Origin of the sequence: Rhizobium mayense (genome assembly GCF_030272705.1) — a bacterium.
GTDB classification, from domain to species: Bacteria; Pseudomonadota; Alphaproteobacteria; order Rhizobiales; family Rhizobiaceae; genus Rhizobium; species Rhizobium mayense.
The window spans coordinates 1-24,267 of sequence record NZ_JARFYM010000025.1 but is presented as its reverse complement, the minus strand read 5'-3'; the positions used below and the strand labels follow the sequence as shown (position 1 = coordinate 24,267).

19 protein-coding genes and 2 pseudogenes are annotated in these 24,267 nt (G+C 59.8%); 15 read left to right on the top strand and 6 right to left on the bottom strand.

The window, feature by feature from the left end:
- Nucleotides 1-28: 28 nt before the first annotated feature.
- The 4 genes from PY649_RS24420 (at nucleotide 29) to PY649_RS24405 (ending at nucleotide 4,089) form a co-directional block, all read left to right on the top strand.
- Nucleotides 29-1,195 (top strand): mandelate racemase/muconate lactonizing enzyme family protein, encoded by a 1,167-nt coding sequence (locus PY649_RS24420; protein ID WP_285871390.1) that lies wholly within the window; start codon nucleotides 29-31, stop codon nucleotides 1,193-1,195.
- Nucleotides 1,196-1,262: 67 nt separating this feature from the next.
- Nucleotides 1,263-2,624: a mandelate racemase/muconate lactonizing enzyme family protein gene (locus PY649_RS24415; protein WP_285871388.1), complete on the top strand. Its 1,362-nt coding sequence runs from the start codon at nucleotides 1,263-1,265 to the stop codon at nucleotides 2,622-2,624.
- Nucleotides 2,625-2,641: 17 nt separating this feature from the next.
- Entirely contained in the window at nucleotides 2,642-3,841 is a 1,200-nt protein-coding gene (locus PY649_RS24410; protein ID WP_285871387.1) for a mandelate racemase/muconate lactonizing enzyme family protein, read from the top strand.
- Between the two features lie 11 nt (nucleotides 3,842-3,852).
- A complete protein-coding gene (locus tag PY649_RS24405; RefSeq protein ID WP_285871386.1) occupies nucleotides 3,853-4,089 on the top strand; it encodes a hypothetical protein in 237 nt (78 codons plus the stop codon).
- Nucleotides 4,090-4,450: 361 nt separating this feature from the next.
- Here PY649_RS24405 and PY649_RS24400 read toward each other — a convergent pair whose 3' ends face one another.
- Nucleotides 4,451-5,374, bottom strand: coding sequence for a response regulator transcription factor (locus PY649_RS24400; protein ID WP_285871385.1), 924 nt, complete (start codon nucleotides 5,372-5,374; stop codon nucleotides 4,451-4,453).
- Nucleotides 5,367-8,756, bottom strand: coding sequence for a hybrid sensor histidine kinase/response regulator (locus tag PY649_RS24395; protein WP_285871384.1), 3,390 nt, complete (start codon nucleotides 8,754-8,756; stop codon nucleotides 5,367-5,369). Before PY649_RS24395 ends, PY649_RS24400 begins: the two co-directional genes overlap by 8 nt.
- A 232-nt stretch (nucleotides 8,757-8,988) precedes the next feature.
- Between PY649_RS24395 and urtA the strand changes: the two genes are divergently transcribed.
- The 5 genes from urtA to urtE all read left to right on the top strand — a co-directional run bounded on the left by urtA (nucleotide 8,989) and on the right by urtE (nucleotide 14,675).
- Entirely contained in the window at nucleotides 8,989-10,278 is a 1,290-nt protein-coding gene (gene urtA, locus PY649_RS24390) for an urea ABC transporter substrate-binding protein (protein WP_285871383.1), read from the top strand.
- 154 nt (nucleotides 10,279-10,432) lie between these two features.
- Complete coding sequence (urtB, locus tag PY649_RS24385; protein WP_285871382.1) at nucleotides 10,433-12,058, top strand: urea ABC transporter permease subunit UrtB; 1,626 nt, start codon at nucleotides 10,433-10,435, stop codon at nucleotides 12,056-12,058.
- On the top strand, nucleotides 12,055-13,218 hold the full coding sequence (urtC, locus tag PY649_RS24380; protein WP_285871381.1) for an urea ABC transporter permease subunit UrtC: 1,164 nt from the start codon (nucleotides 12,055-12,057) through the stop codon (nucleotides 13,216-13,218). Before urtB ends, urtC begins: the two co-directional genes overlap by 4 nt.
- 4 nt (nucleotides 13,219-13,222) lie before the next feature.
- The gene (gene urtD, locus PY649_RS24375) at nucleotides 13,223-13,978 is read left to right on the top strand and encodes an urea ABC transporter ATP-binding protein UrtD (protein WP_285871380.1); all 756 of its coding nucleotides are present in this window, start codon (nucleotides 13,223-13,225) and stop codon (nucleotides 13,976-13,978) included.
- Between the two features lies 1 nt (nucleotide 13,979).
- Complete coding sequence (gene urtE / locus PY649_RS24370; protein WP_285871379.1) at nucleotides 13,980-14,675, top strand: urea ABC transporter ATP-binding subunit UrtE; 696 nt, start codon at nucleotides 13,980-13,982, stop codon at nucleotides 14,673-14,675.
- A 195-nt stretch (nucleotides 14,676-14,870) separates the two neighbouring features.
- On the opposite strand, the gene PY649_RS24365 is transcribed toward urtE, so the two are convergent.
- The 3 genes from PY649_RS24365 to PY649_RS24355 all read right to left on the bottom strand — a co-directional run bounded on the left by PY649_RS24365 (nucleotide 14,871) and on the right by PY649_RS24355 (nucleotide 18,177).
- Complete coding sequence (locus PY649_RS24365) at nucleotides 14,871-16,097, bottom strand: amidohydrolase family protein (RefSeq protein ID WP_285871377.1); 1,227 nt, start codon at nucleotides 16,095-16,097, stop codon at nucleotides 14,871-14,873.
- Nucleotides 16,098-16,132: 35 nt separating this feature from the next.
- Entirely contained in the window at nucleotides 16,133-17,335 is a 1,203-nt protein-coding gene (locus PY649_RS24360; protein ID WP_285871376.1) for an amidohydrolase family protein, read from the bottom strand.
- 128 nt (nucleotides 17,336-17,463) lie between these two features.
- Nucleotides 17,464-18,177 carry a GntR family transcriptional regulator gene (locus PY649_RS24355; RefSeq protein WP_285871375.1) on the bottom strand — a complete coding sequence of 238 codons (714 nt, stop codon included), beginning with the start codon at nucleotides 18,175-18,177 and terminating at the stop codon, nucleotides 17,464-17,466.
- Between the two features lie 268 nt (nucleotides 18,178-18,445).
- Here PY649_RS24355 and PY649_RS24350 point away from each other — a divergent pair, with 268 nt between their 5' ends.
- The 5 genes from PY649_RS24350 (at nucleotide 18,446) to PY649_RS24330 (ending at nucleotide 23,384) form a co-directional block, all read left to right on the top strand.
- Nucleotides 18,446-19,534, top strand: coding sequence for an ABC transporter ATP-binding protein (locus PY649_RS24350; protein ID WP_285871374.1), 1,089 nt, complete (start codon nucleotides 18,446-18,448; stop codon nucleotides 19,532-19,534).
- A gap of 28 nt (nucleotides 19,535-19,562) precedes the next feature.
- The gene (locus PY649_RS24345) at nucleotides 19,563-20,861 is read left to right on the top strand and encodes an ABC transporter substrate-binding protein (RefSeq protein ID WP_285871373.1); all 1,299 of its coding nucleotides are present in this window, start codon (nucleotides 19,563-19,565) and stop codon (nucleotides 20,859-20,861) included.
- A 70-nt stretch (nucleotides 20,862-20,931) separates the two neighbouring features.
- Nucleotides 20,932-21,843 carry an ABC transporter permease gene (locus tag PY649_RS24340; RefSeq protein ID WP_285871372.1) on the top strand — a complete coding sequence of 304 codons (912 nt, stop codon included), beginning with the start codon at nucleotides 20,932-20,934 and terminating at the stop codon, nucleotides 21,841-21,843.
- A 1-nt stretch (nucleotide 21,844) separates the two neighbouring features.
- Nucleotides 21,845-22,666: an ABC transporter permease gene (locus PY649_RS24335; protein WP_285871370.1), complete on the top strand. Its 822-nt coding sequence runs from the start codon at nucleotides 21,845-21,847 to the stop codon at nucleotides 22,664-22,666.
- A gap of 4 nt (nucleotides 22,667-22,670) precedes the next feature.
- Nucleotides 22,671-23,384 carry an aspartate/glutamate racemase family protein gene (locus tag PY649_RS24330; RefSeq protein ID WP_285871368.1) on the top strand — a complete coding sequence of 238 codons (714 nt, stop codon included), beginning with the start codon at nucleotides 22,671-22,673 and terminating at the stop codon, nucleotides 23,382-23,384.
- Nucleotides 23,385-23,638: 254 nt separating this feature from the next.
- Here PY649_RS24330 and PY649_RS24325 read toward each other — a convergent pair.
- A pseudogene (locus PY649_RS24325) lies at nucleotides 23,639-23,758 on the bottom strand (PIN domain nuclease); the annotation flags it as partial.
- A gap of 94 nt (nucleotides 23,759-23,852) precedes the next feature.
- Here PY649_RS24325 and PY649_RS35180 point away from each other — a divergent pair.
- Nucleotides 23,853-24,267 (top strand): annotated as a pseudogene (locus PY649_RS35180) (Fic family protein); the annotation flags it as partial.

Below are 24,267 nucleotides of genomic sequence, written 5' to 3'. Positions count from 1 at the left end.
CCGACAACTTCAGACAAAGGCAGTTGAGATGAAAATCACCAGCGTTCGGCCGTGGCTAATCAGATCCGATGCTTCTTATTGGGGAGAGTATCTGTTCGTCGAAGTGACGACCGACGAGGGGGTGAGTGGCTGGGGAGAGATCACCACCACGACAAGGCTCGCCAATCGCGCGCTCTGCACGATCCTGCGGCAGATCGGTGCCGCTGTGACAGGCGAAGACCCGGCGCGCATCGAGTATCTGTGGCACAAGATATTCCGCAGCTTCACCTACATGGGCAGTCGCGGCGCCGCCGTCGAATGCGTGAGCGCCATCGACATAGCCCTCTGGGACATCCGCGGCAAAGTTCTTGGTAAGCCGATTTACGAGCTGTTGGGCGGACCGGTACGCGATGAAATCGCGCTTTACACGCATCCCAACCAGGCCAAGTTTACCAGCAAAGAGGCTGTAGTCCGTGAAATACGAGATATCGTCGAGTCCGGCCACACTGCACTCAAGTTCGATCCTTTTCCCCAGCAAGGCCGCACCGTCGATGGACTGCCTCGCGAACGGCGGGATGGCTACCTCGATGGCAGCATGACCCGCAAGGACGAGCGCGAAGCCGCCGAACTCACGGCTCTGATCCGCGAGACGGCGGGTTCTGATGTCGACATCCTCATCGATGCGCATGGCCGCTTCGACGTTCCCACCGCCATTCGCCTTTGTCGGAGCCTCGAGGAAGCTGGTCAGATCGACTGGTTTGAGGAGCCTTGTCCACCGGAGAGCCTCAACGCTCTCAGACAGGTCCGTGAGAAGGTCAGCGCCGCTATCTCGTGGGGCGAACGCGGCCACACGAAGTGGGATTTCGTGCCGGTGCTCGAAAACAAGCTCGCCGACTACATCATGCCGGACGTCACCTGGACCGGCGGCATTACCGAACTCAAGAAGATTTCTGCCCTATGCGAAGCCTATTACATACCGGTCTCGCCGCATGACGCCGCAGGGCCGATCAACGTGGTAGCGGGAGCGCAGGTGATGATGACCGTTCCTAATTTCTACAAACTCGAAACCTCGGCGTGGAACCTGGGCAAATACGATGACCTTATCGACAGACCGCTCGATGTTTCGAACGGCAGCCTCAAGCTTACGTCCAAGCCTGGTCTCGGCGTTGAAATGAACCGCGACTACCTTCAAAACCACGAGATAGAGCTGGACTAGCTAGCAACGCTCTCCGCCACTCCAGCGTGCGCGGCGACGAGCCCCCCGACCAGAACGAGGATGAATCATGCCAGAGGCAGATGGAGCCGACGAGGCGCTCAATCGGGTGAACACGCATTCCAAGCCGTCCGACCTTCGCATCACCGACATGCGGGTGGCCGAAATTGTCGGCGCGCCGTTCAACTCGGTGCTGCTTAAGATTTACACCAACCAGGGCATCGTCGGGCTTGGCGAGGTGCGCGACGGTGCCAGCGCCACCTACGCGCTGATGCTGAAGAGCCGGTTGCTAGGCGAGAACCCTTGCAACATCGACCGCCTGTTTCGCCGAATCAAGCAGTTCGGCGGGCACGGCCGGCAAGGCGGCGGCGTATCGGCGGTTGAAATCGCGTTGTGGGATCTTGCCGGCAAGGCCTATGGCGTCCCCATCTACCAGATGCTCGGCGGCCGTTTTCGCGAGAAAGTGCGCGTCTACTGCGATACCGACGCCACCGTGCCGAGCGGTACGGAGACCGGCAAGCGTCTCAAGCAGCGCATGGAGCTCGGATTCACTTTCCTCAAGATGGATCTGGGGCTGATGCAGATCGCTGATGTGCCCGGTGCGGTCGTATTTCCCGCCGGCTCACTGGAGGGATACCGCACCGATCCCAGTCGCGGGCCGTTGAAGACCATTGAGGAGCGGCGTGTCCGCAACGCTGCCTACGATTTGCATAACGTCCAGCACCCGTTTACCGGCCTGCACTTTTCCGACAAGGGCCTCGACCTGCTTGAGCAGTACATCGCCGAGGTGCGTGAGGTCATCGGCATGGATGTGCCGCTTGCGATCGACCATATCGGCCACATCTCGATGCAGAACGGCATTCGCCTTGCCAGGCGAATTGAAAAATACGTGCCAGCCTGGCTCGAGGATGTGATCCCGTGGCAGTATACCGAGCAATACCGACAGCTGCAGGACGCCACCACGGTGCCGATCTGCACTGGCGAGGATATATACCTCAAGGAGGGATTCGAACCTCTGCTCAACAGCGGCGGCGTCTCCGTCATCCACCCGGACCTGCTCACCAGTGGGGGAATCCTCGAGACCAAGAAGATCGGTGACATGGCGCAAGACCGGGGTGTCGCCATGGCCATCCACATGGCAGAAAGTCCAATCGCCGCAATGGCCGCGGCACATGTCGCGACCGCGACCGAAAATTTCATGGCGCTCGAATACCATTCCGTCGATGTCGACTGGTGGGACGATATCGTAACGGGCCTTCCCAAGCCCCTGGTGAAGAACGGCTTCATCACTGTTCCCGACAAGCCGGGCCTGGGGATTGACGACGTCGTCGACGAGGTGATCTCGCGACATCTGCAGCCGGGTGTCACCGGCATTTGGCGGCCTACGGATCATTGGGACGATGAGTATTCCTGGGACCGCACCTGGAGCTGAGGCAAAAAGGAACGAAGATGAAGATCACGGATCTCCGCTGCGCCGTTATCGGCAAACACCCAATCGTCCGCATCGTTACAGACGAGGGCCTCTATGGCTTGGGCGAAGTCGAGTTCACCAAGTCCTACCTCAAGCCCTTTGTGCTGCATTTCCGCGAGGCGCTGATCGGCGAGGACCCGACCGACGTCGAGAGAGTAATGCTGAAGATCCGCCAACGCGGCTCTTTCAAGCCGTACGGCGCGGCGGTGAGCGCTATTGAGCATGCGCTGTGGGATATTGCTGGCAAGGCCGCGGGCGTGCCCGCCTATAAACTGCTCGGCGGCAAGGTGCGGGACAAGGTGCGCGTCTACAACGGCTCGGTTCGCCGGAAGCGCACGGGCGACCGGCCGGAGGATTACGCCGCTGACGTCAAATGGATGATGGAACAGCCGCAGAACTTCTTCATGGTCAAGCAAGGAATCTCGTTCCACTCCAACATGAAGGACACCATCGAGGGCTTCCACTATGGCGTGACGCAGAAGAAGGCCGGCTATCACGGTGCCATGGATCAGGGCGTGATCAGCGAACGCGGTTTCAATCACATGCTCGACTGCGTGATCGCGATGAAGGAAGTGCTGGGCGACAAAGTCAGCCTGGCGCTCGACTGCGGCCCGGGCTGGATGCTGCCCGATGCCATTAAATTCGCTCGCGCGGTCGAGAAGTACAATTTGATGTGGCTCGAGGACATGCTGACTGGCGACTATGTGCCGTGGGTCAATCCGCAGGCCTATCGGGAACTGACAACCTCCACCTCGACGCCAATCCACACTGGTGAGCAGATCTACCTGCGGCACAATTTCAAGGAACTAATCGAGACGCAAGCGGTACGTGTCATCGGCCCTGATCCAGCCGACATTGGCGGCATTGCCGAGCTAAAATGGGTCGCCGAGCACGCCTACATGCACTCGATCCTGATGGCACCGCACGGCACCGCTAACGGCCTGCTGGGCCTCGGCGCGTTGATCAATGTCTGCGCCACGCTGCCGGCAAATTACATCGCCTTCGAATATCCCACCGCCTCCGACCCCTGGTGGGAGGATCTGGTGATCGGCTTGCCACCGCAGATCGTGAAGGACAGCATGGTGGACCTACTGGAAGCGCCGGGGCTGGGCCTCGATATCGACGCTGAAGGGGCCAGGAGATATCTCAGGGAAGAGGATGAGGGCTTTTTCGACTGATGCTCCCTCGCATGCGGCTGGATGATATCGAACTGGCTGGCGTCAGGACTGGCAAGTGGCGCGACGTATGCTTTGGAGCAGGTCTGACACTGGACGCCGATCTCGAGAAGACGATCAAGACGACGATCCGCACCGGCGCCTCATTGCGTCACATGCCTACCAAGGTGATCCAGATCGCGGATACTCCGCGCACCAAGATCGCCGAACTCGCTGTCCGCGAGGGTGTATGGCAGGCCAGTGAAAAATAAGGAAGAGCCGGCAATCCGGACGCGCTTGAGATTTATGCGAGGCTCGAAGCGCTGAAGGCTTAGGAGTCGGCCTGATCGATGGCTGGCCGCACAATACAGTTCGATGACTCACGAAAAATGCGTTCCATAAATTGTGCTAGGTCGCAAAATATCGATTTTTTCAGGTGCTTAGATGATTTAGTTGAGGGTTCGTCGGTTCAGATCCCTTGAAGAGCGAAAAAAGCATTTTTCCGCATCTTTTTCGAGATTCTCGCCATGCGGAGATGAAGCCGGCTGCTCGAAACGTCCGGCTTCAAGCCAGACACTGGGACTAAATTCCCGATAGTCTGTTAAAGACCCCCCAACCGGCCGGATCCCGCCCCTAAGCCTCATACAGGACATATGCAGCTCTCACTGCTGCCGATGCCCGATTCTCCACACCGAGTTTCACGTAGATCTGCTCCAGATGTTTGTTCACGGTCCGCGCGGAAAGTCCCAGGATCTCGCCGATATCGCGGTTCGATTTCCCCTTGGCAATCCAGAGCAAGACTTCGGATTCGCGCTGCGTCAGCGCAAAATGCTGGCGCAGCACGTCGTCGTCTGCGCGCTGGTTGGTCGCGGTGAGGCGGAAAAGATATTCGTCCGGGCCAATCGCACCGAGGAAAGCGAGCTGCAGAGCCGCTTGGCCGCCATTGCTGATGGACAGCAGGTTGTCGCGTGCCGGTCCCGGCCGTTCGCGCTCGCGCATGAAGGTAGCGATGTGTTTGGCCACAAAATCGAGGCCGTCGTCGCTGCCGGTCGCGGCATTGACGAGGCGCGTCGCTTGCGGAGTCGACCAATGAATAGCGCCATCGCCTTTGGCCGCCAGCAGATGTCGCCCAGCGGCGTCGAGCGCAACGCGGGCGCTCTGGGCGGAGCGGGCATTGCGCAAATGGACGCGGATGCGGGCGCGCAGTTCATCGACGTTGATCGGCTTGGTGAGGTAGTCGACGCCACCTGATTCCAGCGCATGCACCACGTGCTCGGTTTCGGTCAGGCCGGTCATGAACACCACGGGAATCTGGGCTATGCCGGCGTTCGCCTTCAGCCGCCGACAGGTCTCGAAGCCGTCCATGGATGGCATCAAGGCATCGAGCAGGATCAGGTCCGGCGTGATGCGTTCGACGATGTTCAGCGCCGCTAACCCCGATGTTGCGATGAGCACGGAGAAGCCCGACTGCTCCAGGGCGTCGGTCAGGAAACCGAGTGCCTCCGGCGAATCGTCCACAAGCAAGACTATATCGCGGGGAAGGGCGGGCTCAGCCAATCGGTTCTACCTCTTCATTGTCGATTCTGTGCAGGAAGTTCAGAAACCCGTCGATATCGAAGGCTTGAACATAGGTGCGCAAAGCATCGGTGAACGGTTGGTTCTGATCGAGCTTGGCAAGATCCGCTAGCTTCGCTTCGATGCCTCTGACATAGCCGATTTCGCCAAGCCGTATCAACTCGCGTACATGCTCTATCCCCGGGCCCTTCATCGGGTGCATGGGTTTTTGCAAGACAGGTGCGGAACCATCGGCATAGATCCACCTTAGGCCGAGATGCAGCGCTAGCTTGTCGCGAAGCTGGCGGATATCGATCGGTTTGGCGATGGCGTCATTATGGCTGTCGTCGCTGTCCTTGGCGGCAGCGCCATCGCCGATATTGGCGGACAACATGAGGATCGGCGCCATCTGGCCGTTTTCCCTGAGCCGCGAGACCAGTTGCCAACCGTTCATGCCCGGCATGGAGATATCGACCAGGAAAAGATCCGGTTTGATGCCCTCGATCAGCGTCAGACAGTCTGGCCCGCCGGCGGCCGTCAGCACGATGAAATCGAGGGGCGACAGCACTTCGCGCATCAGCTCGCGATGATCTTCGTTATCGTCGACGATGACGATGGTGCGGCGCGCGCCTTCATAGCTGACTATCTTCTGCTCCTGCGCCGGCGGCTTCATCGGCCGGATCACCGCCGATAGCATCAGGCGCACTTTGAAAGTCGAGCCCTTGTCCTTTTCGCTGGCGACGGAGATCTCGCCGCCGAGCGTATTGGTAAGCAGTCGGGTGATGGTCAGTCCAAGGCCGAGGCCTGGCATGGGGCGGACGCTGTCGGCATCGCCACGCTGGAAGGGCTCATAGATGCGGGTGAGATCCTTCTCGGCAATGCCGCGCCCGGTGTCGGCGATGGTGAAGCTCGCGACCTGGCTGCGATAGCCGACTTCAAAACGCACGCTGCCCGTGTCGGTGAACTTGATGGCGTTGGAGAGCAGGTTGACGAGGATCTGCCGGAGCCGCTTTTCGTCGGTGCGGACATAATCGGGCAGGGCAGCGGATCGTTCATGGATGAAAGTAAGACCCTTGGCCTGCGCCTGCGGGCGGAACATGTCGACGATCTGGTCGAGAAAATCCTGAATGTTGATCTCGTTGGAATAGACCTGCAGCCGGCCGGCCTCGATCTTGGAAATATCCAGCAGCCCGTCGATCAGGCCGGAAAGATGTTCGGCGCTGCGGCGGATGACCTTCAGCGATGATTGCCGTGGCGCAGGAATGGTTTCGTCGCGCTCGAGAATCTGGGCATAGCCGAGCACCGCATTGAGCGGCGTGCGCAATTCGTGGCTTAAGCCGACGACGTAGCGGCTCTTGGCGCGGTTGGCAGCTTCCGCCGCCTCCTTGGCGCTCTGCAAAGCCGCGTCCGTCTTCTTGTGCGCGGCGATTTCCTTAAGCAAAAGAGTGTTCTGCCGGGAGGATTCTTCTTCGGCAACAACGCGGCTGTCGTGAGCGAGCACGTAGAACCAGCACACGACGCCGGCGATGACGGCGAAAACGAAGAAGACGATCAAGATGGTGCGGTCGACCACTTGCGCCGTCTCGGGCGAAGCGGAGCCGACCTGATGCGCGATCATCGCCAGGATGGCGCCCACGGCTGTCAGCGCCACCGCAACGGCGATGCCGTAGCGGCCAAGACGGGTGGCAAGCTTGGCGACGACGGTCTCCGGCAGCAGGGTCTTGGCGACCGTGCCGACCTGCGTATTGAGCCGTGCTTTCGGTTTGCACATGTCGTGGCAGCGGCTGTCAAGCGAGCAGCAGAGCGAACAGATCGGCGCGGCATAGGCCGGGCACCAGGCCATGTCCTCCGGCTCGAAAGGATGCTCGCAGACCGAGCAGGTGATGGTGGCGAGGTTCTTCCAGCTCTGGCGCGGCTTGCGGGCGAGATAGAATTTTCCCTTGGTCGCCCAGGCGAGCGTGGGGGAGGCGATGAGGGCAATGACCAAGGTGATGTAGGGGGCAAGCGAGGCGGCGACTGCGCCAAGGGCGCCGAAATGGGCGATAAGGGCAATCGTTGCCGAGAGTGCCATGGTCCCCAAGCCCACAGGGTTGATGTCGTAGAGATGGGCGCGCTTGAATTCGATGCCGGGGGGAGCAAGGCCGAGCGGCTTGTTGATGAAGAGGTCGGCGGAAATCGTGCAGAGCCACGCCATGGCGATGATCGAGAAGATGCCGAGCGTCTCTTCCAACAGCCTGTAGATGCCGAGTTCCATCAGCAGCAGGGCGATGGCGACGTTGAAAACCAGCCAGATGACGCGGCCGGGATGGCTGTGGGTCAGACGCGAGAAGAAATTCGACCAGGCGAGCGAGCCAGCATAGGCATTCATCACATTGATCTTGAGCTGCGAAACCACGACGAAAGCGGCCATCAGCAATAGGGCGGCGCTGTGCCAGGGGATCATATAGCCGAAAGCAGTCAGATACATCTGTGCCGGATCAGCGGCGCGGTCCGCCGGAACATCGGAACTTAGCGTCAGCACGACGAGGAAGGAGCCAGCCAGCAGCTTCAGCGCGCCGATGAGCACCCAGCCGGGACCAGCGAGGAAGATCACCAGGCGGTGCCGCCACTTGCGGCGGCCTTCCGGCGGCAGGAAGCGCAGAAAGTCGGCCTGTTCGCCGATCTGCGACATCAGCGCCAGGATCACGGCGGAAGCGGCGCCGAATTCAACGAGATCGAAGGGAGCGGCGGTTCCGGATGTGCTGGACGCATGATGTATGCCGGCGAAAGCGCGCCAGAGGTCGAACTTTCCCCAATCGGAAAAGGCGATGAAGATGAAGGGCAGGATATTGAGAACGATCCAGAACGGCTGCGTCAGGAGTTGAAACCGGCTGATCAGACGGACGCCATGCGTCACCAGTGGAATGACCATGACAGCGCTGATGATATAGCCGATCCACAAAGGTATGCCCAGCGTCAGTTCCAGCGCCCCCGACATGATCGAGGCTTCGATGGCAAACAGCATGAAGGTGAAGCTGGCATAGATCAGCGAGGTGATGGTCGAGCCGATATAACCGAAGCTCGCGCCGCGCGTCAGAAGATCGATATCGACGCCATGCCGGATGGCATAGCGGCTGATCGGGAGGCCGATCGCCAGCATAGCGATGCTGGCAACGATAATGGCGTAGAAGGCATTGGTCGTGCCGTAAGAGAGCGTGATGGCGCCGCCGATCGCCTCCAGCGCCAGGAAAGAGATGGCGCCGATCGCCGTCTGCGAAATACGCTGCGAGGAAAATTGCCGGGCACTTTTGGCGGTGAAGCGCAGGGCATAGTCTTCCAATGTCTGGTTTGCGACCCAGCGGTTATATTCGCGTCTCACCGGAATGATGCGTTGCCGCGCTGCCATGCCCACCCTTCAGCAGTCTTGCCCCAAATAGTTTGGCAACTGTAATTCATGACGTAACACGGATCGCCGCAGTCCTTAAGTGTGTGGACTGCTAATATGCTGCACATTTCGCCCCGCTTCCTACGTCATATTACGTATGTGGAATCCCCTGGTGCTGCCGGATAGTCGCGGAAGGCAACGGTTAATCTTCGTTTACGAGCCGTTGCGGCAGACAAAAAGAGGGGAACTACGCATGAAACTGAGGACTCTTGTCTCCGGCGCGCTTCTGGGCGCCATCATGTCGACGACCGCGTTGCATGGAGCTTTTGCCGCCGACGACACCATCAAGGTCGGCGTTCTCCATTCGCTTTCCGGCACCATGGCGATTTCGGAAACGACGCTGAAGGATGCCATGCTGATGCTCATCGACGAGCAGAACAAGAAGGGCGGCGTTCTCGGCAAGAAACTGGAGCCCGTCGTCGTCGACCCGGCGTCCGACTGGCCGCTGTTTGCCGAAAAAGCTCGTGAGCTGATCCAGAAGGACAAGGTTTCGGCCGTGTTCGGTTGCTGGACCTCGGTGTCGCGCAAGTCTGTCCTGCCGGTGTTCAAGGAACTGGACTCGATCCTGTTCTACCCCGTGCAGTTCGAGGGTGAAGAGTCGGAGCGCAACGTGTTCTATACCGGTGCCGCGCCGAACCAGCAGGCGATCCCCGCTGTCGATTACCTGATGCAGAACGAGGGCGTGCAGCGCTGGGTTCTTGAAGGCACCGACTACGTCTATCCGCGCACGACCAACAAGATCCTTGAAGCCTACCTGAAGTCCAAGGGCGTCAAGGACGAAGACATCATCATCAACTACACGCCGTTCGGCTTTTCTGACTGGCAGACGGAAGTCTCCAAGATCAAGGCCTTCGGCTCGGCCGGCAAGAAGACCGCGGTCGTCTCCACCATCAATGGCGACGCCAATGTTCCTTTCTACAAGGAACTCGGCAACCAGGGCGTCAAGGCGGAAGACATTCCGGTCGTCGCTTTCTCCGTCGGCGAAGAAGAGCTCGCCGGCGTCGACACCAAGCCGCTGGTCGGCCATCTTGCCGCCTGGAACTATTTCCAGTCCGTCGATACGCCTGCCAATGCCGAATTCATCAAGGAATGGCACGCCTATACCAAGAACGACAAGCGGGTAACCAACGATCCGATGGAAGCTGCCTACATCGGCTTCAACATGTGGGTGAAGGCCGTCGAGAAGGCCGGTACGACCGATCCGGACAAGGTGATCGACGCGCTCGTCGGCGTTTCCGTTCCAAACCTTACCGGCGGCTACGCCACCATGATGCCTAACCATTACATCACCAAGCCCGTGCTGATCGGCGAAGTGCAGGAAAACGGCCAGTTCGATGTCGTTTCGCAGACCCCTGCGGTGGTCGGCAAGGAATGGTCGGATTACCTGCCTGACAGCAAGGATCTGATCTCGGATTGGCGCATGCCGATGAACTGCGGCAACTTCAACGTTACCACCGGCAAGTGCGGCGGCAAGGGTTCCTGAGTTCCGTCCGATATCGAGGCGGCGCTGGGCCGCCTCGAATAATTCCTTGATGTCGCATGATCTTATCCGAAAACCGCTTCGCACTTTTCGGGATCATGCGCGCAGATCGTCGCGGGCAGGCTCCTCTGCCCGCGACAGCATGAGGGGACGTGCGATGTTCGACAAATTCATTCACCGCAAGGCTCTGGCGTTTGCCGCCGGCTTTTGCCTGATGCTGGTGCTGGCGGCGACCGCGCTGCGCGCCGAGGAGGATGCGTATAGCCTCATCAATGCGCTGGGTCCGGCAAACTTCCAGCAGGCCGACGAGATTGTGAAGAACCTGGCCAAGACCGGCGATCCCAAGGTAGTTCCGGCGCTGCAGGCCTTTTCGGACGGTGATCTCTATGTCCGCAAATCCGACAATCAAGTCTTCATCGCCAAATCTTCCGGTGATGGCATGGCCTTGGTCGATCCGTTGACCGGGCAGGCGGCCGGCCAGGAAGCCAAGGGCAATCTCAGCAAGATCAAGATCAACAACAATCTTCGTCGCTCGGTCCGTGCGGCGCTCGGCGGCCTGACGCTGATGAGCCCGGATCGCGGCGTTCGACTGGAGGCCGCGCAATCCGTTTTGAAAGCGCCGAGCTCGGATTCGCTGGAGGCGCTGGAAGCGGCGTTGCAGAGCGAAAAGGACGGCGAAATCCGCGGCGTACTCGAGAGGGCGCGCGCCGTTGCCGTGCTCAGCTCTGATCGTTCGCCGGAGCAGAAGAAGGCGGCGATCGAGACGATCAAGAACGAAGGCGGGCGCGATGCGATCGGTGTTCTGTCCTCGGTTTCCGTCGATGACAGCCTGAAGCCCGATGTCGCGGCGGCGATTGCCAGCATCCAGAGCCAATTGGCGATCTGGGATGCGGTGCAGAATGTCTGGTATGGTCTCTCGCTTGGCTCGGTGCTGCTGCTTGCCGCAATCGGGCTTGCCATCACCTTCGGCGTCATGGGCATCATCAACATGGCGCATGGCGAGATGGTCATGCTCGGCGCCTATTCCACATTCATGGTTCAGAGCGTCATCCGCAGTTCCTATCCGGAACTCTTCGACTGGTCGCTGGCAATCGCCCTGCCGGTGGCATTTCTGGTCACCGGCGCCGTCGGCCTGGTCATCGAGCGCGGTGTCATCCGTTTCCTCTACGGCCGGCCGTTGGAAACGCTGCTCGCCACCTGGGGCATCTCACTGATCCTGCAGCAGGCCGTGCGCTCGATCTTCGGGCCTACCAATCAGGAAGTCGGCAATCCCTCCTGGATGTCGGGTTCCTTCGATCTTGGTTATCTCTCGATCACCTGGAACCGTCTCTGGATCATCGTTTTCGCGCTCGGCGTCTTCGTCGCCCTGCTGTTGCTGCTGAAGCGCTCGGCCTTTGGGCTGCAGATGCGGGCGGTGACGCAGAATCGGCGCATGGCGTCCTCCATGGGCATTCGCACGCCCTGGCTCGACGCTTTCACCTTTGCCCTGGGGTCGGGCATTGCGGGGATGGCAGGCGTTGCGCTCTCGCAGATCGACAACGTCTCGCCAAACCTTGGGCAGGGCTACATCATCGACAGTTTCATGGTTGTCGTCTTCGGCGGCGTCGGCAATCTCTGGGGAACGCTGGTCGGCGCCTTCTCGCTCGGCATCCTCAACAAGTTCCTCGAACCCTATGCGGGGGCTGTACTCGGCAAGATCCTGGTTCTCGTCCTCATCATCCTCTTTATCCAGAAACGTCCGCGCGGGCTCTTCGCCCTCAAGGGAAGGGCGGTGGAAGCATGATCACAGCCTTTCTCCTCCGTTCGCTCGATCGCCGTATCAGCATCGCCATTGCGACATTGATCGCCATCGCTCTCCTCGTACCGCTGTCGAACCTGGCTCTGCCGGAAACCAGCCCGCTGCACACACCGACCTATCTTATGTCCCTATTCGGCAAATATCTGACCTACGCGCTGCTGGCCTTGGCACTCGATCTGGTCTGGGGCTATTGCGGCATTCTCTCGCTCGGCCATGGCGCCTTCTTCGCGCTCGGCGGCTATGCGATGGGCATGTATCTGATGCGGCAGATTGGCTCGCGCGGCACTTACGGCAATCCTATCCTGCCGGACTTCATGGTGTTCCTGAACTGGAAGGAGCTGCCCTGGTTCTGGTACGGCTTCGATCATTTCTGGTTTGCGATGATCATGGTGCTGGCAGCACCTGGCCTGCTCGCCTTCGTCTTCGGTTGGTTCGCTTTCCGCTCTCGCGTCAATGGCGTCTATCTGTCGATCATCACGCAGGCGATGACCTATGCGCTGCTGCTCGCCTTCTTCCGCAACGACATGGGCTTCGGCGGCAACAACGGCCTGACCGATTTCAAGGATATTCTCGGCTTCAACATTCAAGCCGATGGCACGCGCGCCGTACTCTTTGCCGTCACCGCGCTGTTTCTGGCGCTGGCGCTGATCCTGTCGTCCGCGATCGTGCGGTCGAAGTTCGGCAAAGTGCTAGTCGGCGTTCGTGACGCCGAAAGCCGGACGCGCTTCTTGGGTTACCGCGTCGAGCACATGAAGCTCTTCGTCTTTGTGATATCGGCGATGATGGCCGGCATTGCCGGTGCCCTCTACGTGCCGCAGATCGGCATCATCAATCCCGGCGAATTCGCGCCCGCCAATTCGATCGAAGTGGTCATCTGGACGGCGGTCGGTGGCCGGGCGACGCTGATCGGCCCGATCATCGGCGCCATCCTCGTCAATGGCGGCAAAACGATTTTCACCGGCCTGTTCCCCAATTTCTGGCTCTTTGCCCTTGGCGGCCTCTTCGTCGCGGTGACACTGCTCCTGCCCAAGGGCATCGTTGGTACGGTGGCGCAATATATCGGTAGTGGTTGCAAGTCAGTCAGCACGAAGCCCAAAGCTGAGGAAGCGGAAGCCGGTAAAACGACGATCCAGGCGGCGGAGTGAGACCATGATCCCGGACATCAAGCCCAACAGCATGCTTTATCTCAACAACGTCTCCGTCTCCTTCGACGGCTTCAAGGCGCTGAATTCGCTGTCGATCGTCATCGAGCCGGGGGAGCTTCGCGCCATCATCGGCCCGAACGGCGCCGGCAAGACGACGATGATGGATATCGTCACCGGCAAGGCCCGGCCCGACGAGGGTGAGGTGTTCTTCAACGGCCAGATCGATCTCACCAAGAAGGACGAGGCCGATATCGCCCAACTCGGAATCGGCCGCAAGTTCCAGAAGCCGACCGTCTTCGAAAGCCATACCGTCTGGGACAATCTCGAGCTGGCGCTCAACCGCAAGCGCGGCGTTTTCTCGACGCTCTTTTATCGCCTGACGCCGGAAGATCGTGACCGCATCCGCGAAATCCTCGACACGGTGCGCCTTTCCCACCGGAGCGATGAGCTGGCAGCCAATCTTTCGCATGGGCAGAAGCAATGGCTGGAAATCGGCATGCTGCTCGCCCAGGAGCCGAAGCTGCTTCTGGTCGACGAGCCTGTGGCCGGCATGACAGATGCCGAGACGGCCGAGACGGCGGTGCTCCTGAAGGAGATCGCCAAGACGCGTTCCGTGGTGGTGGTCGAGCACGACATGGGCTTCATCCGCGACCTCGACGTCAAGGTGACGTGCCTGGCGGAAGGCTCGGTATTGGCCGAAGGCTCGATCGATTTCGTCAGCAACGATCCGAAGGTGATCGAGAATTATTTGGGGCGATGAAATGCTGACAGTCGAAAACGCAAATCTGCATTATGGCGCCGCCCAGGCGCTGCGTGGCATCTCGATCAAGGCGGAAATGGGTAAGATTACCTGCGTGCTCGGACGCAACGGTGTCGGCAAGAGTTCGCTGCTGCGCGCGGTCACCGGCCAGCATGCGCTGTCGGCGGGTTCGGTCACCTTCAACGGCGTGACGCTGAACGGCATGGCGCCTTTTGCCCGCGCCAAGCAGGGCATCGGCTATGTGCCGCAGGGGCGCGAAATCTTTCCGCTGCTGACTGTCAAGGAGAACCTGGAGACCGGCTTCGCATCGGTGCCGCGCCGCGAACGCACCATTCCCGAGGACATCTACAATCTGTTTCCGGTGCTGAAATCCATGCTGTCGCGCCGTGGCGGCGATCTTTCCGGCGGCCAGCAGCAGCAACTGGCGATCGGCCGTGCGATGGTGATGCGGCCAAAAATACTGGTGTTGGATGAGCCGACCGAAGGCATTCAACCGTCGATCATCAAGGATATCGGCCGGGCTATCCGTTATCTCAGGGGTTCTACCGGCATGGCGATCCTGCTGGTCGAGCAATACCTCGATTTTTGCCGCGAGCTTGCCGATTACGTCTATATCATGGACCGCGGGGAGATCGTCCACGAAGGCCTGGCGGAGACGCTGGATACCCAGGAGGCGAGACGGCACCTTACGGTTTGATCACTATCGCGGAATTCGTCGGCTTTCCAGGCCAAGCTCGGGCACGGGGGCGCCTTGATGCCGACGGTTCCGTTGTCGATGCCCCGATTCAAAGCCGCGGGAATAGGAAAGCAGTCCTTCTGCTCATGCGTCAGCTTCAGAAAGGTCAAGGCGCGGCACCGTAGAGCGTTCGGCAATCAAAATAATCCAGGAGCTCTATCGAGTCGGCCAGATGAGATTGGGTTTGGGCCTTGAGAACGTCTGCCGCCCGCCCTTCCAGCCCGCCAGTGGCAGGCCGATTTCGCGGATCGCGGAACAGGCATTTTCAGCGTCGAGAATAACAATGTCGGCCGGGCTTCCAGGCTTGAGCGTGTGGTCGCGCCGCATGAGACGTGCAGCGCTTGTTGCGACCATGTCGAAGGCGACGATCACGTCCTCGTCCCTGGAAAGTTGGGCGGCATTGGCAAAGAGATTGGCCATGCGGCTGAGAGATGCGTCACCATAGGGCGTAAAGGGATTGAGAACGTTGTTTGTTGCCGCGGTAACCGTAACGCCTCTGCCGGCCAGAAGCATTGCCGGCGCGATCCCGCGCGGAACGAGGTGATCTCGTTCGCGGCCGAGCAGAAACATATCCGTCGCCGGCAGGACAGTTACGGCAATGCCGGTCTCACCAAGTTGATCGGCAATCGCCTCGACCGCCGTTCTCGGCATTGCGGACAGTTTCGTCACGTGGCCGATCGAGACGCGGCCGGCGTAGTTGCGGCGCCGCGTTTCGGCTATCACCGAGGGAATTGCCGAATTTTTCGGATCGAGATCGAAGTCGAGATGAAAGTCGACATCGACGTCATGCCTTTCGGCGAGATCGAAGATCCAGCGAATGTGCCGATCAGGGTCGGGATCGGTATATGGGCAGCCACCGATCAGGTCCGCGCCTGACATGAGCGCTTGGCCGAGCATCTCGGCAGTCTCTGGTTCGTTGTTCAATCCTTCCTGGGCAAAGGCGCAGATCTGAATGTCGATCGCCCACGCGAATTCCTTTTTGATCTGGCGGATCGCGTCGAAGGACCGGAAGCCGGCGCGAGGATCGATCTCGACAAAGGCCCGCATCGCAATCGTGCCGTTGACGATGGCTTTTTCGACGACACGGGCGGCACGAGCATGGACATCCTCGACCGTGAAGCCAACCTTGGCTTTTGCCGTTTCGCGGACCGCTTCCTCAAGCGTGCCTTCGCAGATCATGCATCGGTCCAGAATACAGGCTTTGTCGAGATGGATGTGGCTATCGACGAAGCCGCCGAACGCGAAATGGCCGCACATGTCGTGACGCGGCGCATCGGCAGCGATGTGCGGCTCGATGGCCGCAATTCGGCTACCGCTGAGCCCGATGTCGACGGGATGCGGCTGGTCTGCGATGTGCACATTCCCGATAACAAGATCAAGCATGGTAGGTCTCAATGCCGTTGGACTGTGAAGCCTGATCAGCCGCGAAGAACTGCGCCGTCACGGGCGATCAACCTGCCGGCCTTATAAACCGACCGCTCTTTCGGCACGGAAACGACGGCGACCGGTATGTGCTCAGCTTTCAGCGTGACGAAATCCGCCTTGTCGCCGACTTCCAGTCCATAACCCTCCAGCCTCAGCGCCTTCGCGCCGGCGACAGTTACAACGTCGAAGGCGGCCCTAAGCTCGTCATCGGTGTAGAAACCCGAGCGATAGCCGATCATCATGGCACGGCTCAGCATGTCGCCATCGCCGTAGGGCCACCAAGAGTCGCGGATATTGTCACTACCGCTGAAAACGGTCACGCCTTCGGCCCGCAAGAGCGCGACAGGAGGAAAGGCATGGTTGCCAGGCGCGTTGGTCATGATGGAAACGCCACTTTCGAATAGCATGACAGCGGCACGCTTTGCTGCATCCGGCGTCAGGTCGCCGAGCGCATAGGCGTGGCTGATCGCGACATGGCCTCCCATGGAAAGCACGCGGGTACGCGCGCAAATCTGCTCGATGGTGAACAGGCCAAGCGTCCCGGCGTCATGCAGATGGATGTCGACGCCGGCGCCGTGCTTCTCGGCCACGCCAAATACCACGTCGAGATGCCTTTCGACGTCGCGATCGAAACTGGCAGGATCGAGGCCGCCGACAAGATCCGCACCGAGAGACATGGCCTCGTCGAGTAGATCAGGCGTTCCGGGGCTCTTAAGGATGCCGCTCTGGGGAAAGGCAACGAGCTGAATATCGATCAGGTCCCGATATTCCTCGCGCACCGCCAGGACCGTTTCCAGCGACTTCAGGCCCACGGAACCGTCGACCATGACGTGACTGCGCATCGATGTGCAGCCGTTGGCAATGCAGAGATCCAGCTGCTTGCGCGCCCTGACATCCATCGGTGCCGCCTTGGCGATGTTTTGCGCCTGGAAGGCCACGCGTTCGTGCACATCGAAACCGTTCGTGCATGGCCTGTGCGGCACCCAGGAATCGCCGTAGAAGCTGGTGTCCAGATGAATATGGCCTTCGACGAAGCCCGGAACGACGAGCGCGCCGCCGAGATCGACGATATCCAGTGCTGCTTGGCCCGAGCCTGCCGCCGAGATCGAAGCGATCCGCCCGCCGGAGACGCCGATGTCGCTGACGGAACCGTCGATCAGCCTCGCTCCCGTGAAAACAGTGTCGAATGCGGTCACGATATTCTCCCTAAATTTCATCCCGTAGGCGAACGCGCCTGGAACCAGGGCAGCCAAAACGCCGCCGCCGGACTTTCATGCAAGATGAGTGCCACTCGCCGGAAATCACCGCTCAAGAAGCCGCGCTTTCAGCGATCGAAGGCTTCCTTCAGGCCCATGCTCTTGCGTTCGCGCAGATCGAGATCAGCCTCGATATGCGAAATATGGTGGAGCATGAGATCACAAGCCCTCTCGATATCCTTTCGCTCGATGGCGGCGATGATGTCGCCGTGCTCCGCGTGGCCACAGCTCGAGGCGCTTGATCGGCCATAGAGCGCGATCACAAGCGACGATCGGGCAACAAGCTCCTCCATGAAGCGCTGCATGATCGAATTGCCGGAGATCGAGGCGAGCATGAGATGAAAATCGCCGGATGCCTTGATCTCGGCGCGGCGTGCGGCCTGGCCGCGCTCGCTCATTAGCCGGCCTTCTTCGAGCAGGAGCTGCTTCAGCTGTTGAAACTGTGGGGGCGTGATCCTCTTCGCCACTTCGCTGAGAATACCCGGCTCCACCAGACGGCGGGCGGCGAAGATCTGCCGGGCTTCGTCCGGCGAGGGATAGGCGACGAAAGCGCCGCGGTTTTTCTCGACGCTGACAAGCCCTTCATAGGATAGGGCCTGCAGAGCGGCGCGCGCCAACGTCCGGCTGACGTTGAACAGATTGCCGACATCGCTTTCCGTAAGTTTCGTGCCCGGTGAAAGCCTGCGCTCGACGATCGCTTCGCGAATGGCATCGCGGATCTGCTGTGCGCCGGTTTCAGTGGAATCGTTTGTCGTCAGGAGCGCGTCGGCTGGGGAGTTCATGAAATCGGATACCTGATAATCGGCGTGATGATATCCGTGTTTGTCGCAAAAGTTAAATGGATTTTGTCGCAGAATCGCGGGCACAATTGTATACGATTCGATGCACATATTGCAGACGAAAGCCTATTTCATGTGCAGAAACCTGCTTGCCTTTCGTATGGGCATTCGCGGAAGCAGCGGCAAAAGCCCATAACTCACAAAGGGTTGGTGCATCGCAACAGAACTGGCACGGCAGATGCATCGTCTTTCTCGAACAGAGGGAGACACGATGTCGAAAGCGGCAGAGATCGATATAGCATCCGTTTCGAAGATTTATGGTACGACGACCGCTGTCCACGCCATAAGTCTCAAGATCCCGGCTGGTTCCTATTGCTGCTTTCTGGGTCCGTCCGGCTGCGGCAAGACGTCGACCCTTCGCATGATCGCGGGCCATGAAAGCATCACGTCCGGCGATATCCGGCTTGGAAATGTCGTCGTCACCGACTTCCCGCCGGCCAAGCGCGGCACTGCCATGATGTTCCAGTCCTACGCGCTTTTTCCGCATCTCGACCTCATCGACAACGTCGCCTTCAGTCTGAAGATGAAGGGCGTGAACAAGGACGAGCGCCGGGCCAAGGCGCTTGACATGCTGAAGCTGATGCAGATGGAGGCCTATGCCACGCGGCGCCCGGCGCAGCTTTCCGGCGGGCAGCAGCAACGCGTGGCGCTTGCGCGCGCGCTGATTACCGATCCCGAGGCTCTGCTCCTCGACGAGCCACTCTCGGCGCTCGATCCGTTCCTGAAGATCCGCATGCGCGCCGAGCTGAAGAAGCTGCAGAAGACGCTTGGCATCACCTTCGTGCATGTGACGCACAGTCAGGAAGAAGCCATGGCGCTCGCCGATATCATCGTCATCATGAACGACGGCAGGATCGAGCAGGCGGCCGCGCCGCGTCAGGTCTTCGAGCGTCCGGCAACGGCCTTCGTTGCCCGCTTCATGGGCGATCATAACGTACTCTCCGGCCGGGTGGCATCCAGCGAAAACGGCGTGCTGACGATGGTTGTGCCCGAGGGGCAGGCATTTTCCGTGCGCGGAGTGGGAAGGGGAGTGAGCGAGGCCATCGATATTGGCATCCGCACCGACCGTGTGCGCCTGCAGGAGGCCTCGGAAAAGACCCTCGGCTTCAACGGCATCGTTTCCAACATCGAATATCGCGGCGCGTCGGTGAAGATCACCGTCATCGGCGCGGGCAGCGACGACTTCACGGTCATCGCGAGCGACGGCGATTACTTCGCCAAACCCGTATCGGTCGGCGATGCGGTGTCTCTGAGCTGGGCTCCGGAGGACGTCATCCTCCTTGGCCGAGTTTCCGCATGAATTTAAGCATCACAAAAGGGGAACTGATATGACGACTGAAACGAAGACCACCAAGGCGGCCAAAGAAATCTCTCGCCGCTCACTTCTAAAGACCGGCGCCGCCGCTGCCGGCGCAATTGCCGGCTCCGGCCTCATCACCGGCTTTCCGACCATCTGGGCGCAATCCAACATCACGCTTCGCCAATTCGGCACCGGCGTTTCGAACATCAATGCCATCGCCGAAAAGTGCAAGGCCGATCTCGGCATCACCCTGGAGATGACGGCGACCGATTCCGACGCTGCCGCCCAGCGCGCCGTCACCCAGCCGGACAGCTATGACATTGCCGACGTCGAATACTGGATCGCCAAGAAGGTCTTCCCGACCGGCGTTCTGCAGCCGATGGACGTCAAGAAGCTCAAATATTACGACAAGATCGTGCCGCTGTTCATCAACGGCAAGCTGAAGCCGGACAGTGTCATCGCCCAGGGCACGGCGCCGCACACGGTCGGCTTCGTCGAAGCGCAGGGTTCCAAGAAATTCGCCAAGGAGCCGACGCAGTGGATGACGATGGTGCCGACCATATACAACGCCGATACGCTCGGCATCCGCCCGGATCTGACCGGCCGGCCGATCACGAGCTGGGCCGATATTCTCGATCCTGCCTTCAAGGGCAAGACCGCGATCCTCAACATCCCGTCGATCGGCATCATGGATGCTGCGATGATCATGGAAGCCGCCGGCAAGATCAAATATGCCGACAAGGGCAACATGACGAAGGCGGAGATCGACAAGACGATCGACTTCCTGATCAAGACCAAGGGTGACGGGCAATTCCGCGCCTTCTGGAAGTCGTTCGACGAGTCGGTCAACCTGATGGCCTCGGGCGAAGTGGTCATCCAGTCCATGTGGTCGCCGGCCGTTGCCGCTGTCCGCTCCAAGGGGATCGCCTGCGTCTTCCAGCCGCTCAAGGAAGGTTATCGCGCCTGGGGCGGCGGCCTCGGCCTCGCCTCGCACCTCAAGGGCGCACAGCTCGACGCCGCTTATGAATACATCAACTGGTACACGTCCGGCTGGGTCGGCGGCTATCTCAACCGTCAGGGTTACTACTCCGCCTGCATGGAAACGGCCAAGCAGTACATGTCGGCCGACGAATGGGGCTACTGGATCGAGGGCAAGCCGGCGCAGGGCGATATCCTGTCTCCGGAAGGCAAGGTCATGGAGAAGGCCGGCGCCGTTCGCGACGGCGGTTCCTTCGAAGCCCGCATGGGCGCAGTCGCCTGCTGGAACTCGGTGATGGACGAGGACCGCTACATGGTCCGCCGCTGGAACGAGTTTATCGCTGCTTAAGCATCGCCGCCCAAATCAAATCCTCTCCTCGCAAGCGGGGGGAGGAAGCCGCTAACGGAGAGACCGGAACATGGCGACGATCGCCTCCTCAAAGACAGACCAGGCAGCAGGGAAATCAGGTGGTGGTTTCGGCGTGCCGCTTTGGCTCATCTCCTATCTCCAAGCAGCGCCGCTCCTTCTGATCCTGGGCTTCTTCTTCCTGCTACCGATCGCGATGATTGGTGTCGTCAGTTTCTGGGACTATGATTTCGCAGGTCTCTATCCCGCCTTCCTGACCACGAACTACACCGATACGCTGGGTTCGTGGGTCACCTGGAAGACCTATCTCAATACGCTGAAGTTCACGGCCATCGTTTGGGCGTTGACGCTGGTGATTGGCTTCTGGGTCGCCTATTTCCTCGCCTTCCATGTTCGCCGCACCTCGACGCAGATGGTCCTTTTCCTAGTCTGCACCGTGCCATTCATGACGTCGAACATCATCCGCATGATCTCCTGGATCCCGGTGCTCGGCCGCAACGGTCTTGTCAATTCGACGCTTATCCAGATGGGCCTTATTCCGAAGCCGATCGAATGGCTTCTCTATTCCGATTTCGCCGTCGTGCTTGCCATGGTGCATCTCTATACGCTGTTCATGGTGACGCCGATCTTCAACACGCTGATGCGCATCGACCGCTCGCTGTTCGAAGCGGCGCGCGACGCCGGCGCCAGCGGCTGGCAGATCCTTTGGAACGTGGTGATCCCGCTTGCCAAGCCCGGAATGGCGATCGGCACGATCTTCGTCGTCACGCTGGTGATGGCGGATTTTTCGACTGTGCAGGTCATGTCCGGCGGCCAGAGCGCCTCCATCGCTCTGATGATGAAAAACCAGATGTCGCTGCTGCAATATCCGGCGGCGGCTGCCAATGCCGTGGTGCTGCTGATCCTCGTCCTTCTGATGGTCGCCGCCATCCTGCGGGTCGTTGATATCCGCAAGGAGCTTTGAGATGAACCGCGAAAAACGCAGTCTCGAATTCTATGTCCTGGCGATCTTTTTCATCGTCTTCGTGATGTTTCTCTACGGGCCGCTTTCGGCGATCCTCATCCTCTCCTTCCAGGGACCGGATGGCGGCCTGACCTTCCCGTTGAACGGTGTCTCGCTGCACTGGTTTGCGAACCTGTTCGAGAAGCAGGCAGTCGGCGATTTCGGCGCCTCGTTCCGCCGATCCTTCATGCTCGGGCTGATGGTGATGGTCGTAACGGTCGTCGTGTCGCTGATGGCGGGCCTCGCCTTCCGGCGCCGCTTCCGCGGCGCCTCGCTACTGTTCTACGCGACGGTTGCCAGCCTGGTGGTTCCGTCCATCATCATCTCCCTCGGCATCGGCGTTGTCTTCCAGCAGGGCGGTCTTGCTCCGGCCTGGTATTCCTCAGGCTTCGGCGCGCATTTGACCTGGACGCTGCCCTTCGGCGTGCTGATCATGTTCGCCGTCTTCAATCGCTTTTCGCCGACTTACGAGGAGGCGGCGCGCGATCTCGGCGCGACCTCATGGCAGACCTTTCGCCATATCGTGTTGCCGATGATCGCCCCGAGCCTGATCGGCGTCGGCTTGTTCGGCTTCACGCTGTCTTATGACGAGTTCGCGCGTACGCTGATGACATCGGGCACCTACAACACGCTGCCGCTCGAAATCTACGGCATGACCACCAACGTCACGACCCCCGTGCTTTATGCACTGGGAACGGTGACGACACTCTTTTCCTTCACCATCATTCTCATGGCGCTCGGCATCATGGCCATGCTCGGCCGCCGCCAAGCCAAGAAAAATTGAGATCATGCGCCTCTTGCTCATCAATCCGAATACGACTGCTTCCATGACCGAGAAGGCGGCAATAGTCGCACGTGCCGTGGCGAGCGCCGACACCGAGATCATCGCAGCCACCTCGCAAATGGGGCCGGCGTCGATCGAGGGCTATTATGACGGCGCCATTGCCGTACCGGGCATGCTGCGTGAACTTAAGGAGAGACGGGTCGCTGGTTATGACGCCGCAATCATCTGCTGCTTCGACGATACCGGGTTGGAGGCAGCGCGTACGTTTTGTGACGTTCCGGTCGTCGGCCTCTGTGAATCCGCTGTTGTGACGGCCGGCTTCCTCGCGCAACGCTTCAGTGTTGTGACGACGCTCGAACGCTCGCGCATCCTGATCGACAATCTCATCCAACGCTACGGGATGGGCGGCCGGGTCAAGGTTCGCGCCTCGGATATTCCCGTTCTCGAGCTTGAGGACCCGTCTTCCGGCGCAATCGCAAAGCTGCGGGCGGAAATCGAACGGGCGCTTGCAGAAGATGGGGCTGAGGCCATCGTGCTCGGCTGCGCCGGCATGACCGATCTCGCAAGGGAGCTGCGATCGATCTATGAGGTGCCCGTCGTGGATGGTGTCGCAGCAGCGGTCAAGCAGGCTGAGGCTTTGGTGTCGTTGGGCCTGTCCACCAGCAAGCGCAGTTCGTATGCCTCGCCGTTGCCCAAGCCTCTTGCGGGCGTGATCTAGGATAATGTGCCAATGCCGCAGCGCACAACAGTCAGTGTGGGAGCTTGGGACCAAAATCCAGCTTAGACACGATGCCTTCCAAAGCTACATAGTGCTCGCTGACCATGTGATCGTGAGATTAGGATAGCTTTTTGAGGGTCTTCAATCCGATTTCGTTCAAGGCGACTAGCTGTCGCTTTTCAGTGGCGATTTGCTGTACCACGAGGTTGCCCTTTTGGACCCGCAGCAGTCGTGATGGACTTCGATAGGGAATGCTAGCGTTCTTTTTCTGTTGTCTCTCGAATGTCTGTTTGAGAAAAATCGCTGCCGTTGAACAGCCGGGGCTCACTGGTTAGCTTAGCCAGTGCGTAAGAAAAGCAATCGCCAAAGTTTAACAAAATCCGCCCGCGTGTCGAAGCCTGCTGCCGGAAACCGTGGCCCCTTTACAAGGGCACTACCCCATTGCGAGTTACAGGTCTGCCGTTCGTTCTCAAGGTGGGCCTTCTTCATGTCCAATTCAAAACAATTCATCCGTTTCTAGACGGAAATGGGCGAATTGGACGTTTGCTGGTGACGCTGTACCTTTGCATGAATGGGGTTTAACGCAAGCCTTTGCTCTATCCGAGCCGATACCTAAAAACCCATCGCAGAATGCTATCGACTGCTTCACGTGGTTCGCGAGCAGGGCACTTGGGAGGCCTGGCTCGATTTCTTCCTTACTGGCGTCGCCGACACTGCGCTGAGGCTGATGCAGGAGAATTCCGCCGCCACTCTCGGCGTTACGGATGCGGCGGGTAAGTTGGTCGGTCTCGTCACAAGCGACACGATCGCCGAGATGATGACGCTGGCGATGCTCCAGAAGGACCGCGCGGGCGGTGCGCCGTTTGTGCCGCGGAAAGGCTCG